The 15,121-nt window shown below is 40.8% G+C and carries 13 protein-coding genes and 1 tRNA gene; 10 read left to right on the top strand and 4 right to left on the bottom strand.

Annotation, left to right across the window (positions count from 1 at the left end; all coding sequences use genetic code 11):
• Positions 1–10: 10 nt before the first annotated feature.
• Both SanaruYs_RS00735 and SanaruYs_RS00730 read left to right on the top strand, forming a co-directional pair.
• Entirely contained in the window at positions 11–349 is a 339-nt protein-coding gene (locus tag SanaruYs_RS00735; RefSeq protein WP_127120597.1) for a YbaB/EbfC family nucleoid-associated protein, read from the top strand.
• A 55-nt stretch (positions 350–404) separates the two neighbouring features.
• Positions 405–1,400 (top strand): glycosyltransferase family 2 protein, encoded by a 996-nt coding sequence (locus tag SanaruYs_RS00730; RefSeq protein ID WP_127120596.1) that lies wholly within the window; start codon positions 405–407, stop codon positions 1,398–1,400.
• Between the two features lie 179 nt (positions 1,401–1,579).
• On the opposite strand, the gene SanaruYs_RS00725 is transcribed toward SanaruYs_RS00730, so the two are convergent.
• The gene (locus SanaruYs_RS00725; protein ID WP_246011804.1) at positions 1,580–1,807 is read right to left on the bottom strand and encodes a PspC domain-containing protein; all 228 of its coding nucleotides are present in this window, start codon (positions 1,805–1,807) and stop codon (positions 1,580–1,582) included.
• A 183-nt stretch (positions 1,808–1,990) separates the two neighbouring features.
• Between SanaruYs_RS00725 and SanaruYs_RS00720 the strand changes: the two genes are divergently transcribed.
• Positions 1,991–3,766: a TPR end-of-group domain-containing protein gene (locus SanaruYs_RS00720; RefSeq protein WP_127120595.1), complete on the top strand. Its 1,776-nt coding sequence runs from the start codon at positions 1,991–1,993 to the stop codon at positions 3,764–3,766.
• A 126-nt stretch (positions 3,767–3,892) separates the two neighbouring features.
• Positions 3,893–4,873 carry a pyruvate dehydrogenase complex E1 component subunit beta gene (locus SanaruYs_RS00715; RefSeq protein ID WP_127120594.1) on the top strand — a complete coding sequence of 327 codons (981 nt, stop codon included), beginning with the start codon at positions 3,893–3,895 and terminating at the stop codon, positions 4,871–4,873.
• A gap of 156 nt (positions 4,874–5,029) precedes the next feature.
• Here the strand turns inward: SanaruYs_RS00715 and SanaruYs_RS00710 are convergent, their stop codons facing one another.
• Positions 5,030–5,743 (bottom strand): hypothetical protein, encoded by a 714-nt coding sequence (locus tag SanaruYs_RS00710; RefSeq protein ID WP_127120593.1) that lies wholly within the window; start codon positions 5,741–5,743, stop codon positions 5,030–5,032.
• Between the two features lie 89 nt (positions 5,744–5,832).
• Between SanaruYs_RS00710 and SanaruYs_RS00705 the strand changes: the two genes are divergently transcribed.
• The 6 genes from SanaruYs_RS00705 to SanaruYs_RS00680 all read left to right on the top strand — a co-directional run bounded on the left by SanaruYs_RS00705 (position 5,833) and on the right by SanaruYs_RS00680 (position 12,996).
• Complete coding sequence (locus SanaruYs_RS00705; RefSeq protein WP_127120592.1) at positions 5,833–6,480, top strand: response regulator transcription factor; 648 nt, start codon at positions 5,833–5,835, stop codon at positions 6,478–6,480.
• A 119-nt stretch (positions 6,481–6,599) separates the two neighbouring features.
• The gene (locus tag SanaruYs_RS00700; protein WP_127120591.1) at positions 6,600–8,975 is read left to right on the top strand and encodes a TonB-dependent receptor; all 2,376 of its coding nucleotides are present in this window, start codon (positions 6,600–6,602) and stop codon (positions 8,973–8,975) included.
• A 172-nt stretch (positions 8,976–9,147) separates the two neighbouring features.
• Positions 9,148–10,320: a PepSY-associated TM helix domain-containing protein gene (locus tag SanaruYs_RS00695; RefSeq protein ID WP_127120590.1), complete on the top strand. Its 1,173-nt coding sequence runs from the start codon at positions 9,148–9,150 to the stop codon at positions 10,318–10,320.
• Positions 10,321–10,511: 191 nt separating this feature from the next.
• Positions 10,512–10,790: a co-chaperone GroES gene (locus SanaruYs_RS00690; RefSeq protein WP_127120589.1), complete on the top strand. Its 279-nt coding sequence runs from the start codon at positions 10,512–10,514 to the stop codon at positions 10,788–10,790.
• 21 nt (positions 10,791–10,811) lie between these two features.
• On the top strand, positions 10,812–12,449 hold the full coding sequence (groL, locus tag SanaruYs_RS00685; RefSeq protein WP_127120588.1) for a chaperonin GroEL: 1,638 nt from the start codon (positions 10,812–10,814) through the stop codon (positions 12,447–12,449).
• Positions 12,450–12,924: 475 nt separating this feature from the next.
• A tRNA-Glu gene (locus tag SanaruYs_RS00680) sits at positions 12,925–12,996 on the top strand.
• A 412-nt stretch (positions 12,997–13,408) separates the two neighbouring features.
• Here the strand turns inward: SanaruYs_RS00680 and SanaruYs_RS20275 are convergent.
• Together SanaruYs_RS20275 and SanaruYs_RS00670 are read right to left on the bottom strand one after the other, a co-directional pair.
• Positions 13,409–13,576 (bottom strand): YdeI/OmpD-associated family protein, encoded by a 168-nt coding sequence (locus SanaruYs_RS20275; RefSeq protein ID WP_246011803.1) that lies wholly within the window; start codon positions 13,574–13,576, stop codon positions 13,409–13,411.
• A 397-nt stretch (positions 13,577–13,973) separates the two neighbouring features.
• A complete protein-coding gene (locus SanaruYs_RS00670; RefSeq protein ID WP_127120587.1) occupies positions 13,974–15,110 on the bottom strand; it encodes a M50 family metallopeptidase in 1,137 nt (378 codons plus the stop codon).
• Positions 15,111–15,121 lie beyond the last annotated feature (11 nt).

Raw genomic sequence — 15,121 nt, 5'->3', positions numbered from 1 at the left:
CTCAATAGCTATGTTTGATATGATGAAGATGATGGGCAAAATGAAAGAAGTGCAGGCCCGCATCAAAGAAGCACAAGATAATCTGGTAAATATAAGTGCCAATGGTGAATCGGGCGGTGGCATGGTACAGGCTACAGTCAACGGAAAACGTCAGCTAATGTCGCTTACCATAGATCCTTCATTAATAAAATCAGAAGACAAAGGCATTTTACAAGACCTGATTATTGCGGCTGTGAATAAGGCGAGTGATGAGGCGGAGATACTCGCCAAAGAATCGTTAAAGAAAAGCACAGAGGGATTGTTGCCAAATATTCCAGGTATGGATTTGGGTAGCTTAATGGGTGGTTAAAATAGGCCTTCATTATTTCTTATATAACTGACCTTTCATCATCAATCGTTATCAATTGAGTACAGTAGCAGTTGTTATTTTAAACTATAACGGAGAGCATTTTCTCCGCCAATTTCTTCCTGCTGTTATTGAATACAGTAATGAGGCGGAAATCATAGTAGCTGACAACGCCTCCACTGATCAATCTATTACTATACTTACAAAGGAGTTTCCGACTGTACGCCTCATACAGCTGAAAAACAATTTCGGATTCTGCGGTGGCTATAACCGAGCCTTACAAGAAGTTAATGCCGATTATTATGTGTTGCTCAATTCTGATGTTGAAGTAACAGCGCTATGGCTTCAGCCGGTTGTACAATTTTTGGATAATAATCTCAATGTTGCAGCGGTTCAGCCTAAAATAAAATCCTTTCACAACAAAGAATACTTTGAATATGCCGGAGCAGCTGGTGGTTTCATTGACAGCTTAGGCTATCCCTTTTGCCGAGGAAGAATTTTTGATGAATTAGAGAAAGACCTTGGCCAGTACAATGACACTAAAGAAATATTCTGGGCTACTGGTGCTTGTATGGTCGTGCGCAGTAAACTGTATCACCAACTTGGTGGTCTGGACGAAGACTTCTTCGCGCACATGGAAGAAATTGATCTATGCTGGCGCTTAAAGCGACAAGGGCATTCCATTTATTATGTTGGGGATAGCACTGTATATCATGTGGGTGGTGGAACATTAGCTAAAGTAAACCCGAAGAAGACTTACCTGAATTTTAGAAATGGACTTTCGTTACTTATCAAGAACCTAACATTTTCGGCCCTCCTCTGGAAACTTCCTTTTCGAGTAATGCTAGACTATGTAGCGGCTCTGCGCTTCTTATTGACAGGCCAAGGCAAACATGCCTGGGCTATAGTTTGTGCACATGGAGATGTTTTTTTTGTAAAGCTTGGATCAACCCTGAGCAAGCGAACGTCAAGCCATAACCCCAGATTGACAGGGATTTATTCAGGCTTACTGATATGGCAACACTTTATAGAGAAGAGAAAGCCATCAATATAATAACTAAAATTTAGTGACCTATAATTAAAAAAACCTTTGCGCTTAGAATTGTATTAAAACCGAAGAGGACGCTAAGGTTCGCGAAGAAGATCCCTAACTCCGCGAATCTTTGTGCTCTTTGCGGTTATAAAGTGGTTAAACATATGCTTCAAGGTTGATCAGGGAATCTTAATATTGAATTAAAAATCCCAGATATGGGCTCTTTTCCGTTGATATCTGCGTAGATTCATGATGAAAGCTAAGGCCAAATAGACGAAAATGGGTGATCCATAGGTAATAAAAGAAGCATAGATAAAGAAAAGGCGAATGCTCCAGGTAGCCACACCAAGCTTTTCACCTAACCTGTGACACACACCAAAAGCATAGTTTTCCCACAAAAATTGAATTTGATTCACTAAACTTTTCATAAAGATTAACTCGGGTTTTAACTTCAAAATCTACACTTTATCGGAAAAACAGGAACTTGGTAACAAAGTTAGGCATTGTCAGATTCTCAAATTTCGGCCAAATCACATTTTTTTGACTATTATTGCACAAAAATTACATCAAAGTAGTTATACAACTCTAAAACTAACCAAAAACGTATTCCAATGAGAAAATTAGTTTACTCGCTACTCATCTTGGCTACCTTAACCATGGCGGGCTGTACATTGCCCCAAATGATTAAGAAGGCAAAAGAGCAACAATTGACTGTTACTCCTAACCCCCTAGAAGTTCACAAGGATACCGTAGCCTTCGATATGGCTGCCAACCTCCCTGTAAAAATGCTTAAGAAAGGAACATCTTATACGATTAACCCTTTTTACAAGTATAACGACCAGGAATTAGCCATTAGCTCAATTGAAATTAAAGCTGAAGACTATCCAAATTCAGGAACAGAACAGCCAAGAGCAACTAAATCTTTCTCATTCCCTTACCAACCAGCCATGAAAACTGGTGTTATGGAAATCGAAGGTGTAGCCTCAGCTAAAGGTAAGTCTAAGACTACTCCACGCATGCAGGTTGCTACTGGACTTATCACTACTTCTAAATTAGTGAAGCCTGTATACCACGCTGCTTTCGCAGCACATGGTTACAACAACGCTGAAGAAATTGTTCCTGTTGTTATCCCTGATTTTATTTTCGAACAGGGCCGTTCAGTATTACGTACTTCTGAAACAAGAGCAGATAAAGGAAAGCAACTAGATGCATTTATCGCAGCTAAAAACTTAACGCGTACAGTAACTATCACAGGTACTCACTCTCCTGAAGGTGCTGAACGTATCAACAAAAAACTATCTGAAGAGCGTGCGGCTGCTATTGAAAAATACTATCGCGCTCAAATGAAAAAATATGACTACAAAGGCAAAGCTGATTCTATCAAGTTTATCATTAAGCCTGTAGTTGAAGATTGGGCTGAGTTTAAGAAGGCTTTGTCTGCTTACGAAGGCATCTCTTCTGAAGAGAAATCTGCTTTCTTGAACATTGTTAACAATGGCTCTGATTTTGAAGCTCAAGAGAAGGAATTGAAGAAATTAGCTTCTTACAAGAAAGTTTTCAAAGAAGTATATCCTGGTTTACGTACTGCTAAAACTGAAATCTTAACTGTAAAAGATAAGAAGACAGATGCTGAAATCTCTGTTTTAGCTAAGCAAATAGTTGGTGGTTCAGTTTCTACTGATGCACTTTCTTTCGAAGAAATGATGTACGCTGCAACGCTTACTCCTTCTTTAGAAGAAAAAGCAGCTATCTACGAAGCAGCTACCAAAAAAGGTACCAACTGGAATGCTCACAATAACTTAGGCGCTGTTTACATCGCTCAAGCTATCGAAAACCCGGCAAATGCTACTGACCTTGCTAACAAGGCTAAGGCTCAATTAGATATCGCTGCTAAGATTAATGCAACAGGCGAAGTTCACGCTAACCTGGCTTCTGTAAACATGATGATGGGCAATGCTTACGCTGCTTACAACCATGCTACTGCTGCCCTTGGCAAGAACTTATCTTCTGATAACAGCCGCGGTGTAAATGGCGTTAAAGGCGCTACTGAGATCGTTAAGGCTCAATATGCTGAAGCTGTTCGTTCAACTTCATCTGCTACTGACAATGCTGACAACGCTTTCAACAAAGGTCTTGCTCAGGTCTTGAATAAGGATTACCAAAATGCTGTTACTTCATTCGGTGAAGCTACTGGCAAAAACAGCAACCTGGCTATCGCTCACTACGGTGCAGCTGTAGCGCATGCTCGTTTAGGTAATGCTGATAAGGTGGTAGAAAGCTTAACAGCTGCTGTACGCATCGATTCTTCTTTGAAGCAGGCTGCCCTATCTGATCTTGAATTCTCTAAGTTTGCGGCTACCGAAACGTTCCGCAATGCTTTGAAATAAGCAAAACACAATCATTGGATGAGAAACCCTTCTGCGCAAGCAGAGGGGTTTTTTATTTATTTAAAATGACTGGCGGGCTTTTATACTAGGTCTGGTCATACTATTTTTACGCACTTTCTTACAATTATGAGAGAAATTCAGTTTAGAGAAGCCCTTCGTGAAGCCATGAATGAAGAAATGCGCAGAGACCCTAGCGTATTTTTAATGGGTGAAGAAGTGGCAGAATATAATGGTGCTTACAAAGTAAGCCAGGGTATGTTGGATGAGTTTGGTCCTGACCGCGTGATCGATACTCCTATCGCTGAGCTCGGCTTTGCCGGTATTGGTGTGGGTGCTGCCATGAATGGTCTGCGTCCGATCATAGAGTTCATGACTTTTAACTTCTCTTTGGTTGCTATAGACCCTATTATCAGCTCAGCTGCTAAAATGCTGTCTATGTCTGGTGGCCAGATAAATGTACCTATCGTGTTCAGAGGTCCTACCGGTAATGCAGGCCAACTAGGTGCACAGCACTCTCAGAACTTTGAAAACTGGTATGCTAATACGCCAGGATTAAAGGTAGTAGTACCTTCAAATCCATATGATGCAAAAGGTTTGTTGAAGACTGCCATTCGTGACAACGACCCTGTAATTTTTATGGAGTCGGAGGTGATGTATGGTGAAAAGATGCATGTACCCGCTGAAGAATACCTGATACCAATTGGTGTCGCTGATACAAAGCGTGAGGGTACTGATGTAACAATCGTTTCCTTCGGTAAAATCATGAAAGTAGCTTTGGCTGCTGCAGAGGAATTGCAGAAAGATGGTATCTCCTGTGAAGTTATCGATTTGCGTTCAGTTCGTCCGATTGATTACGTGGCTATTGTGGAGTCTGTTAAGAAAACCAATCGACTAGTAATCGTTGAAGAGGCTTGGCCTTTGTCTTCCATTGCTACAGAAATAACCTACCACGTACAGAAGCACGCCTTCGATTATCTGGATGCACCTATTCAACGTGTAAACAGTTTTGATGTGCCACTTCCCTATGCACCTACTTTAATTCAGGCTATTTTACCCAATGTAGAAAAGACTGTAAAGGCGGTGAAAGCGGTGATGTATAGAGATTAATTTCAAACTTGAAATTTGAAATTTGAAATTATAAAAAAGCCACTGACAAAATCAGTGGCTTTTTTTTTGTGCTGCTTTATAAAGAATCAAAATTTTCAAATCAATCAACGAATTATCCCATCAACGAATTAACGAATCAACTCATCAGCACATCAACTACGCCACTTTAGATAAGTGCTTTACAAACAAGCGCTTCACCACGGGCATTAGTGTTTCTTTTTGGGGAAACTTTGACCTAGAAATTACTAAAAAAGTAGCAGGGTTCGGTAAGTCTTTAAAGCGCTTAACTAAATCCAACTTCATATTCTCATATGTTGTTGCCAGCGTCCTCATTTGTGTTTCGAGGTAAATTGTTTGTAAGCTTCTCATGGGTTCATGCCTATCTTCAAAAATGCTTACCTGATAACGATAAATGGCCGTCTCTTTTTCTGGAGGTTGACTAACAAAAAGATAACCTTCATTGGCATATAAAGGTGTTACTCCTATGGGTGCCAATTCACATTGTGATTCTACGTGTTCATAGATAAGCGAGCCTTCATCCAATGAATTTTTAAATTGAGGCAAGGCATAATCAATAATGGCTTCCAACTCTTCCATTATTGCATCATCCTCCACTAATTGTTTATAACTCAATTCAAGCTTTTGTAAATCCTCTATAGAAAGTTCTTTAGGAAAAGCATCTTTAAAAACCATCTTCGTTCGTTTTAACTCCTGTAGATTTCTGAAGTGAAACACCAAGTCGCCTAAATAGGGATACAACTCTACCCTACTGAAAGATTGTCGAACGTTTTGCAGGTAAGCTAACAACATGTACTTCTTATACTCAAAGTCAATCAGTCCCTGCGTAATCCAGTCTTTTGATAAGTTCATACGATTGTATTTTGACTCTTAAAATAATAAAAATGCCGATTGAATAAGCTTGTTTATAATAAGTCTAAATAAATTATATTTGCGGCCTCATGCTGACCAAAAAACGTGTACTGATTGCCGATAAGCAGGCCCTGACTCTTGCAGGTACAATTGCCCTGCTCAATCAGCACGCTGATGCAATGCTAGTTGGCACTGTAACGCGTTATGAGGCGCTTGACCAGGCTCTTATCCAACATAAACCTGATATACTTCTAATCGACTACAGTATCGGTGGTGAGGCTTGCCTGAAGGCTTTGGCAAGATTGTCAACTGATTCACCTGAAACATCCATTTTCTTACTTTCTTCAGAAAAGGATAAGTCACTCATTTTACATGCTTTGCAAACTGGTGCTGCTGTTTACGTGACCAAAGATTGTAGCGAACAAGAGGTTCATCGTGCTATTGAAGCCAGCCTTAAGGGCGAGAAGTTCTATTGTCAAAGTGTGCTCAACCTCATTATGGATAAACACTTTGTTCAGCCAATTGAGCCTGTCGAAAACGGATTATTAACGGCCAGGGAAAAGGAAGTACTGGCACTACTTGCTAAGGGTAAACAGACCCAGGCCGTTGCAGAATTACTTTACTTGAGTCCACATACGGTGCACACACACCGCAAAAGCATCATTAAAAAGCTGAGTATTAAATCACCCACAGAGTTCGTAGTAAGGGCCATGGATCTTGGCTTGCTCAAAAATTAATGACATTATTCAACCTTGAGACACCTACCCTCTAGAGGGTAGATGAAAAATAGCTCTAACAAGCGATTGACGGAGATCTTATGCAGACCCTACCTTTGTTTAGAATTAATCTAAACAAAATGTTAAGAAATATACTATTTATAGCTTTTTCACTGTTTTCAGCTGGCATTATGGCTCAAAACGGCAGTATTAAAGGAAATATCAAAACGGCAGATAGCAAGCCTGCAGAGTTTGTAAATATATCTGTAAAAGGAAGTGCCAAGGGATCAGTTACTGATAAAGAAGGTAATTTTCTAATCAGCAACCTTAAACCCGGCACCTATCAATTGGTTGCCTCTTTTGTGGGTGCCTCAAAGCAAGAGCAAAGTATTGAAGTAAAAGCCAACGAAGTAAGCCTTGTGAATTTTACTTTAGATGAAACAGCAACTGCTTTATCAGAAATAACAGTTACCGATGCCCGTATTAACAAATACTATCGTAATGACAATGCTATTGTTGCCAAGCAACCTTTAAAGGATTTGGAGAACCCCCAGGTGTACAATTCCATTTCAAAAGAGATATTGGCTGATCAGGTAGTAACTAACTTCAATGATGCCTTAAAAAATGCTACAGGTATTACTCGCTTATGGGAATCTACCGGACGTGGTGGTGATGGGGCCGAATTCTTTTCATTACGTGGCTTTGCTGTACAACCTTCTATGGTAAATGGTTTGCCCAGTGTTAACAACGGTGGACTAGATCCAATAAACATAGAAACGATTGATGTTATTAAAGGTCCATCCGGTACTTTGTTTGGAAGCCCCCTTATCTCCTATGGTGGTCTGATCAACGTTACCACAAAAAGACCGTATGAAAGTCTGGGAGGAGAACTCACCTACATCAGTGGAAGCAATGCCCTAAACCGTTTCACTGCGGATGTCAATCTGCCTTTAAGTGAACAGGCTTTTGCACGCATTAACACTGCATACCACAGCGAAAACTCTTTTCAGGATGCCGGTTTTAAAAAGTCAATTTTCATAGCACCTTCCTTCAAGTTTAAGGCTAATGAAAAACTAACCTTCCTGATTAATACAGAGTTTATGAATGCAGAGGCAGCAAACCCTGCTATGCTATTTCTAAGCCGCTATTCAGCCTTGTCTTTCACCTCGCTGGACATCTTTGAAAAATACTATTCACGTTCTTTCACCAGCAACGATTTGTCCATCAAAAATCCAACGGTAGGTCTGCAGGCACAGGCGTTGTATAAACTCTCTGATGCATGGACATCTCAAACCGTAATATCCAGAAGCTCAGCCAAGACAGATGGTTATTACCATTACTTATGGGATTTCAGTGACGGCAATACTTTTGGTCGCTACATTTCTAAACGCAACGGTGAAACCAATACCACTGACATTCAGCAAAATTTCATTGGCAATTTTTCTATCGGCAATATTGAAAACAAAGTATTGATTGGCTTCGACTACTTCAGCTCAGCCATTCACAACGCTAGCACCGGGTGGTTGTTGGGAGGTACAGTTACCCTGGCCGATGGAGTTGATACCGGTATTCTTACCAAAGCAGCTGTGGATAATCTGGTGGCAGGTTCAAGCGAAGGTGTATCTACTGCCGAAAGTGAAGTAATAAGTGCTTATGTATCGGATGTAATCAACATCACCCCTGCCCTGTCAGTTTTAGCCAGCATACGTTTTGATCAGTTTGGTGGCAAGACATCGTACTATGCAACGGATGATGTGAAAGATCAAAGTGCTTTCTCTCCGAAGTTTGGTATTGTTTATCAGGTACTACCTGAAAAATTATCAGTTTTTGGTAATTACTTGAATGGATTTACCAACGTAGGGCCTACTCAAATTGCCGATATAGACGGAAGCAACCCACGCCTGGTCACTTTTGATCCTGAACAAGCCAACCAATATGAATTTGGTGTAAAAAGTAATCTACTCAATGGGAAACTATCTGCCACTGCTTCGTATTACAACATTGCTGTGAAAAATAGAGTAATGGTTGATCCGAATAACCAAAACAATTCTATACAAGGTGGTGAAGCACAAAGTACAGGATTTGAAGTAAGTCTTATTGCCAATCCAATTGAAGGTTTAAACATAATTGCAGGTTTTAGCAATAACGACAGTGAGATAGTTAAAGACAATCCCGGTGACGGTTACATTGGCTTGCGCCCTGAAGAGGCTGGCCCTGCTCAATTGGCAAACTTCTGGTTGAATTATACATTCAGCAACACTGCTGTTAAAGGTCTGGGCTTTGGATTGGGTGGTAATTATGCCAGTGATCATAAGACATTAAACAGAGCGAATACAGGAACGTTTGTGTTACCCGAATATACTGTACTTAATGCAGCACTTTCCTATACAGGCGATAAGTACGGCATCATTCTGAAAGTAAATAATTTAACTGACAAGCAATACTACTCCGGTTGGTCAACTGTGACACCACAAAACCTGCGCAACATTTCACTAAGTCTTAACTACAAGTTTTAAATGGTGTTCGACTAAAAAGTAAAACCATTATGAACCACTTGATTTTCTTGATGCATTTTTAATTGGCCTCACTCCTATCTCTCTCCTTTAGAGAGAGATAGGAGAATCAAGAAAATCAGGTGGTTACTTAAAGTGCCAAATTTTACTTACACAATTGATTTAATAAAACATAATGCAGTTTAGTTTTAAAAAGATTGCTGGCAAACTTCACCTCTGGCTCGGACTAACGTCCGGGCTAGTGGTTTTTATTGTCTCTATTACAGGATGTATATATGCATTTCAATATGACTTACAGGAACTCACACAAGATTACAGGCATGTAGTTGAACAACATACAGCATTCTTACCCCCTTCTATGCTAAAAGACATAGCTGAAGCAAAATTGCCAGGCAAGAAAATTCATGGTGTGCAGTATGAAGGAACAACAAGAGCTGCTTTTGTAAGCTTCTATGAGTTGGATCCCTTTTACTACTACCTCGTGTACATTAACCCTTATACAGGCGAAGTACTGAAGGTAAAAAATATGTCGCATGACTTTTTTTACCAAGTACTGCAAGGCCATTATTACTTATGGTTACCACCGACCATTGGACAACCTGTGGTGGCCACTTCATGCCTAATTTTTTTGATTATGCTTATAACCGGCATTGTGCTGTGGTGGCCTAAAAAAAACAAAGCCAAACAACGATTTACTATTAAGTGGAACGCGCGCTGGCGTAGAAAGAATTATGACCTACACAACGTATTTGGTTTTTACTCTTTGTTCATCACCCTGATACTTGCCATAACCGGATTAGTCTGGGGCTTTCAATGGTTTGGCGTTGGCGTATACCTACTGGCGGGTGGCGATAAAACAGCGATCTACGAAGAGCAATCAACAGCCAAAACTACTCCTACAGTTAGTCAACCCGTTGATGTGCTCTGGGCAAAACTTAAAGCGGAAAACCCTAAAGCAGAAATTCTTGAAGTACACTTTCCTGAAAGCGATACAGGCAGTATTGCAGCAACCATCAATCCCGATCGGCTTACCTATTGGAAAGCAGATTATCGTTTCTTCAATCAGTATACTTTAGCAGAAATAGAAGTTAATCAAATCTATGGCAAGCGTGCTAAAGCCAGTGGTGCCGACAAACTGATTCGGATGAATTACGATATTCACACTGGGGCTATTATGGGTTTTGCAGGTAAGCTGTTGGCATTCTTTGCCAGCCTGATAGCGGCTTCTTTACCCGTTACCGGTACGCTTATTTGGTGGGGACGCAGAAACAAGAAAAAGGTCGAAAAGGCAGTTTCCGAAGTTAATCTCAAGTCGTTTACTGACAAAAAAGAGGTGATTCCGGCCTGATTTCAGAAAGAGATTACTGCCATCTTGCCATTAGCCAGCAGGTCGCCTGACATGTTTCTATCTTTAAAAGCGATAAAAAAGGCTTAAAATGGAAAAATTGTCCTTTTTTCCTGTTTATGCTGGCTGTGGCACAATATCTGACAAGCCACCAGCATAATATTAATATTTCAACTTAATTATTCAGTACGTATATGTCAAAAATTAACTTCAAACCCAACGAAGACAGAGTGCTTGTAGAAGCAGCTCCTGCAGAAGAAAAAACCTCTTCTGGCATTATCATTCCCGACACGGCTAAAGAGAAGCCCCAGAAAGGAAAAGTTATAGCCGTTGGCGATGGCTTAAAAGACAAACCAGTAACAGTGAAAGTTGGCGACAACATCCTTTACGGGAAGTATGCTGGTACAGAAATTACCATTGAAGGTAAAGAATACCTGATCATGCGTAACTCTGACATTTTCGGTACTATTTAATTCACTCAAACAATCACTACAATGGCTAAAGAAATTACATTCGATACTTCCGCTCGCGACAGACTAAAAAGAGGCGTTGACAAATTAGCAGACGCAGTTAAAGTTACATTAGGTCCTAAAGGCCGTAACGTTATCCTTGATAAAAAATTCGGTGCTCCTACGGTTACTAAAGATGGTGTGTCTGTAGCAAAGGAAATTGAATTGAAAGACCCTATCGAAAATATGGGTGCTCAATTGGTTAAAGAAGTTGCCTCTAAAACTGCTGATGCAGCGGGTGATGGAACAACAACTGCAACCGTATTGGCACAATCTATCTATGCTCACGGTATTAAGAACGTGGCTGCTGGTGCTAACCCAATGGACCTTAAGCGTGGTATCGACAAGGCTGTTCATGCAGTAGTTGACAACTTAAGAAAGCAAAGCAAGAAGATTAAAGATTCAAGCGAAATACAACAAGTAGCTACTATCTCTGCTAACAGCGATGAGACAATCGGTAAAATGATTGCTGACGCAATGGAAAAAGTTGGTAAAGATGGTGTAATCACTGTTGAAGAAGCTAAAGGAACAGAAACTGAAGTGAAAACTGTAGAAGGTATGCAGTTCGATCGCGGTTACCTATCTCCTTACTTTGTAACCAACGCTGAGAAAATGGAGGCTGAATTAGAAAGTCCTTACATTTTGATCTATGATAAAAAAATCAGCAGCATGAAGGAGTTGTTGCCTGTACTTGAGCAAACTGCTCAGACTGGTAAGCCGCTTGTTATCATTGCTGAAGAAGTTGAAGGTGAAGCTTTGGCTACTTTAGTGGTAAACAAAATCCGTGGTGCTCTCCGTGTAGCTGCCGTTAAGGCTCCTGGCTTTGGCGATCGCAGAAAAGCTATGTTAGAAGACATCGCCATCTTAACCGGTGGACAAGTGATCAGCGAAGAGCGTGGTTTCAAACTTGACAACACAACGCTTGACATGCTTGGTCGCGCTGAAAAAATAAATATTGATAAAGACAATACAACCATCGTAAATGGTGCTGGTAAAAAGGCAGACATTACAGGTCGTATAGGTCAAATCAAAGCGCAAATCGAGACTACAACCTCTGATTACGATAAAGAAAAATTACAAGAACGTTTAGCGAAACTTTCTGGTGGTGTGGCTATTCTTTACATTGGTGCTGCAACTGAAGTTGAAATGAAAGAGAAGAAAGATCGCGTAGATGATGCATTGCACGCAACACGTGCTGCGGTACAAGAAGGTATCGTTGCTGGTGGTGGTGTAGCTTACATCCGTGCTATCGAATCTTTGAAAGACCTTACAACACTTGGTCTTGACAACGAAGATCAAGCAACAGGTGTAAACATCGTTCGTCTTGCACTTGAGTCTCCTTTAAGAACCATTGCTGAAAATGCTGGTCAGGAAGCTTCAGTGATTGTGAACAAAGTAAAAGAAGGTAAGAAAGACTACGGATACAATGCTCGTGAGAACAAGTTTGAAAACTTCTTCGAAGCAGGTATCATCGATCCTACTAAGGTTTCTCGCTTAGCGCTTGAAAACGCAGCCTCTATCTCTGGCTTGTTGTTAACAACCGAAGCCGTAGTGTCTGAAATTCCTGAAGAAAATCCTGCACCAGCTATGCCTCAGGGCGGTGGCATGGGCGGCATGATGTAATCAGTTGACCTATAACTAGTAAAGGCTTCCCCGCAAGGGGAAGTCTTTTTTTTTTTGCCTCACCTTCAATCCTCTCGAGCAGAGAGTTTGAACAAGGGGGCTTAATTAACGGCATTGATTCAATAACTGACCTAATTACTCAGGTAGCATTGGATTTACGTTTTGTTGATTACATCGCCAATAGGATGTTCCTATGCTTTCTTCCAGCATGCTCAGGCAAGGCATTATGCTGGCGGGGCATGCGCGGATAGCATACAGCCTTGAATGAGTATGCGGGGCCATGCGGCCTGGGAGCAATACACTTGATTCATATTAAAGTCTAAAATGATATTGGATACACCTACTGTGGGGATAGATCATATGTTTGAAGGAAGTTTCTTGATTTTTTAATCTTTTTTGCAAAAAAGTGAGAGAATTTCGAATTGGCGTTTGCAAATAAAAAGCCTAAAACTATCTTTGCACTCCCATTTAGCACGGTCCGTTCGTCTAGGGGTTAGGACACCAGATTTTCATTCTGGTAACACGGGTTCGATTCCCGTACGGACTACAAGCCATAGTGCGAAGCCCTTGTAATTCAATGAATTGCAAGGGCTTTTTGTTTTATAACCACAAAGGACGCGAAGGTTCGCAAGGTTCTGTACTTTTCTTTTCCAACCTCTGCGATTAAAACACTTCAGCATTAGACGAAAAATTCTTCCTAACCGCAAAGAGCGCGAAGGTCGCAGAGCAATACATTCTTCTTTGCTAACCTCTGCCGGCTTTGCCGTTTAATCAAGATACTGCAGTACGCATCGTCCCTGAAATGGGAGACAATACTTGAAAAGAAAAAAACTTTCTAACCGCGAAGATCACAAAGGTTCGTAGAGCTCTGAACTCTTCTTTGCGAATCTCAGCGAACTCTGCGGTTTATGTTAATACATATCACGAAGAAGGATACCAGTGCTATGGTTTATCACTGCCTACAAACCGTTCTTACCTAATAAAAACCCAATGGCGCGATCTACATTAAGCTCAACACTTGCTTCAGATTTTAAGGAAGAGATATAACGTACAATCTCTTTTTGCCTTGATGGGGATAGTGTGTCAAATACTTGCTTCCCCTGCTTATTTGAACGCAGCGCTTGCACCAGTTTAGGATGTGGCTTTATCGTACAATTCTTTTATTAAATTCAATGGTTATTTTTATCATTTCATCAATGCGCTTGGGCGAATCTTTCAGCATGATGGTGTTTATGTACAATCGCCAATGACCACTATATTTCACCAAAGTCTGGTTGTAAAGCTTACCTTTAATCATACCACAAATGGGAATATGCCCTTTGTCTTTATCTGCAGCTTTAAAAATTTGATGTCAGATTTTTTTCAGGTACAAACACAAATGGGTTGATGCCTATTATTTCTATTGATGCTTTAAATGCAGGCATTAATTTATCTATTCTTTACTTCAACATCCACTTTGCTTAGTAGTTTAAGCTGAACAAGAAGAAAAGTTAAAGTAAAAAATTGATTTCAATGGTCAGCTAATTACTCTTTATAAGGAATTGCTGCAAACATTTGGTTAAGCTTCTCCTGGAGTACAAGCGCCATTCCCTGATCCATCATTTTAGGCATTTCGTCCTGTGCATGATTGAAATGTGTGCGTACGTTCACCCAGTCTTCCTTCAGGAATGCCATGGCAGCACTTACTGCATGCACGGACATGAGCCCTGTCATTGGAGAAGGTTTGTATTGCTGAAAATACGATTCCGCCTTGGCTAAATCTTTTTTGTAATAAGCATAGAAAAACGCTGCATCAATCCAGACGCTAGCCCTTAGTCCTTCGGGTATCGCGTCTACTTGTGCTAGGTAATCTTTCAAATGCGCTTCTGCTTTCTCAATATTACCCTGATCTGCTGCCTGCTGGTAAAGAAAATAATCAATATAAAGTCCCATATGTGCTTCCAGCTTTACCGCAAGTTGTTTGGCTTCATCTAATTCATCTGCATTAAAAAGAAGTGGGCGGGTACCTCCCATACCTTCACTGATGGTTTTTAAAAGCAGTACTTCAAAGCGTGCTGTATCTCCACCGCGTTGCAGGCGAAGTATACGGGCTCCGTCTGAAGAGAAGCCACCGGTATGCAAAGGAATGGCCGTAATAACAAAAATTGCGATAGAGAGATAGGCTATTAACAATAATAGATTTGATACAATGTGAAGTACCAATGGCAGAGGAGTTGCACTTTTCAGTAGTGCATGTGCAGTAAAAGCTACAACCGCCAGTAACAGGCTTGCGATGGGGCCACCGGCAGCGAATATAGAAAAGCGCTTGGTTAGCTCTTGCGATCCCCTGGGCGTACAAATGACCAGACCTCCAGAAGTATTTATGTTTTTATTCCGCTTGAATTTCCAGCCATCAGGTTCCTTGTTCCACAAGAGGGGACCAACAATATAAGTGCGGAAGTCAAAGTTCATTTTAATACCAGCCCAGGCATGACCCGCCTCATGAACAGCCACCACAAAAAAGAAGGCGGGGACAAAGAGAATAGCCATGGCGAGCACTACAGGCAGAGGTGTGCTATGCGCAGTCTTCAAGCCCAGCCGTGCCAGAAAAAGACCAGCCAAACCACCTAAAGATCCTAAGATGATAATTGAGGCAATTTGCTTAAACTTTTTATATTTCATAACACTACTTT

Origin of the sequence: Chryseotalea sanaruensis, assembly GCF_003990915.1 — a bacterium.
GTDB lineage: Bacteria > Bacteroidota > Bacteroidia > Cytophagales > Cyclobacteriaceae > Chryseotalea > Chryseotalea sanaruensis.
Note: the sequence above shows the minus strand (reverse complement) of the source record. Positions and strands in the feature narration are given on the sequence as shown.

What these genes read in the sequence shown, in the direction of transcription:
- SanaruYs_RS00735 (WP_127120597.1), top strand. Translation starts at nt 11, where the DNA reads ATGTTTGATATGATGAAGATGATGGGCAAAATGAAAGAAGTGCAGGCC.
- SanaruYs_RS00725 (WP_246011804.1), bottom strand. Translation starts at nt 1,807, where the DNA reads ATGAAAAGTTTAGTGAATCAAATTCAATTTTTGTGGGAAAACTATGCT.
- SanaruYs_RS00720 (WP_127120595.1), top strand. Translation starts at nt 1,991, where the DNA reads ATGAGAAAATTAGTTTACTCGCTACTCATCTTGGCTACCTTAACCATG.
- SanaruYs_RS00715 (WP_127120594.1), top strand. Translation starts at nt 3,893, where the DNA reads ATGAGAGAAATTCAGTTTAGAGAAGCCCTTCGTGAAGCCATGAATGAA.
- SanaruYs_RS00710 (WP_127120593.1), bottom strand. Translation starts at nt 5,743, where the DNA reads ATGAACTTATCAAAAGACTGGATTACGCAGGGACTGATTGACTTTGAG.
- SanaruYs_RS00705 (WP_127120592.1), top strand. Translation starts at nt 5,833, where the DNA reads ATGCTGACCAAAAAACGTGTACTGATTGCCGATAAGCAGGCCCTGACT.
- SanaruYs_RS00700 (WP_127120591.1), top strand. Translation starts at nt 6,600, where the DNA reads ATGTTAAGAAATATACTATTTATAGCTTTTTCACTGTTTTCAGCTGGC.
- SanaruYs_RS00695 (WP_127120590.1), top strand. Translation starts at nt 9,148, where the DNA reads ATGCAGTTTAGTTTTAAAAAGATTGCTGGCAAACTTCACCTCTGGCTC.
- SanaruYs_RS00690 (WP_127120589.1), top strand. Translation starts at nt 10,512, where the DNA reads ATGTCAAAAATTAACTTCAAACCCAACGAAGACAGAGTGCTTGTAGAA.
- groL (WP_127120588.1), top strand. Translation starts at nt 10,812, where the DNA reads ATGGCTAAAGAAATTACATTCGATACTTCCGCTCGCGACAGACTAAAA.
- SanaruYs_RS00670 (WP_127120587.1), bottom strand. Translation starts at nt 15,110, where the DNA reads ATGAAATATAAAAAGTTTAAGCAAATTGCCTCAATTATCATCTTAGGA.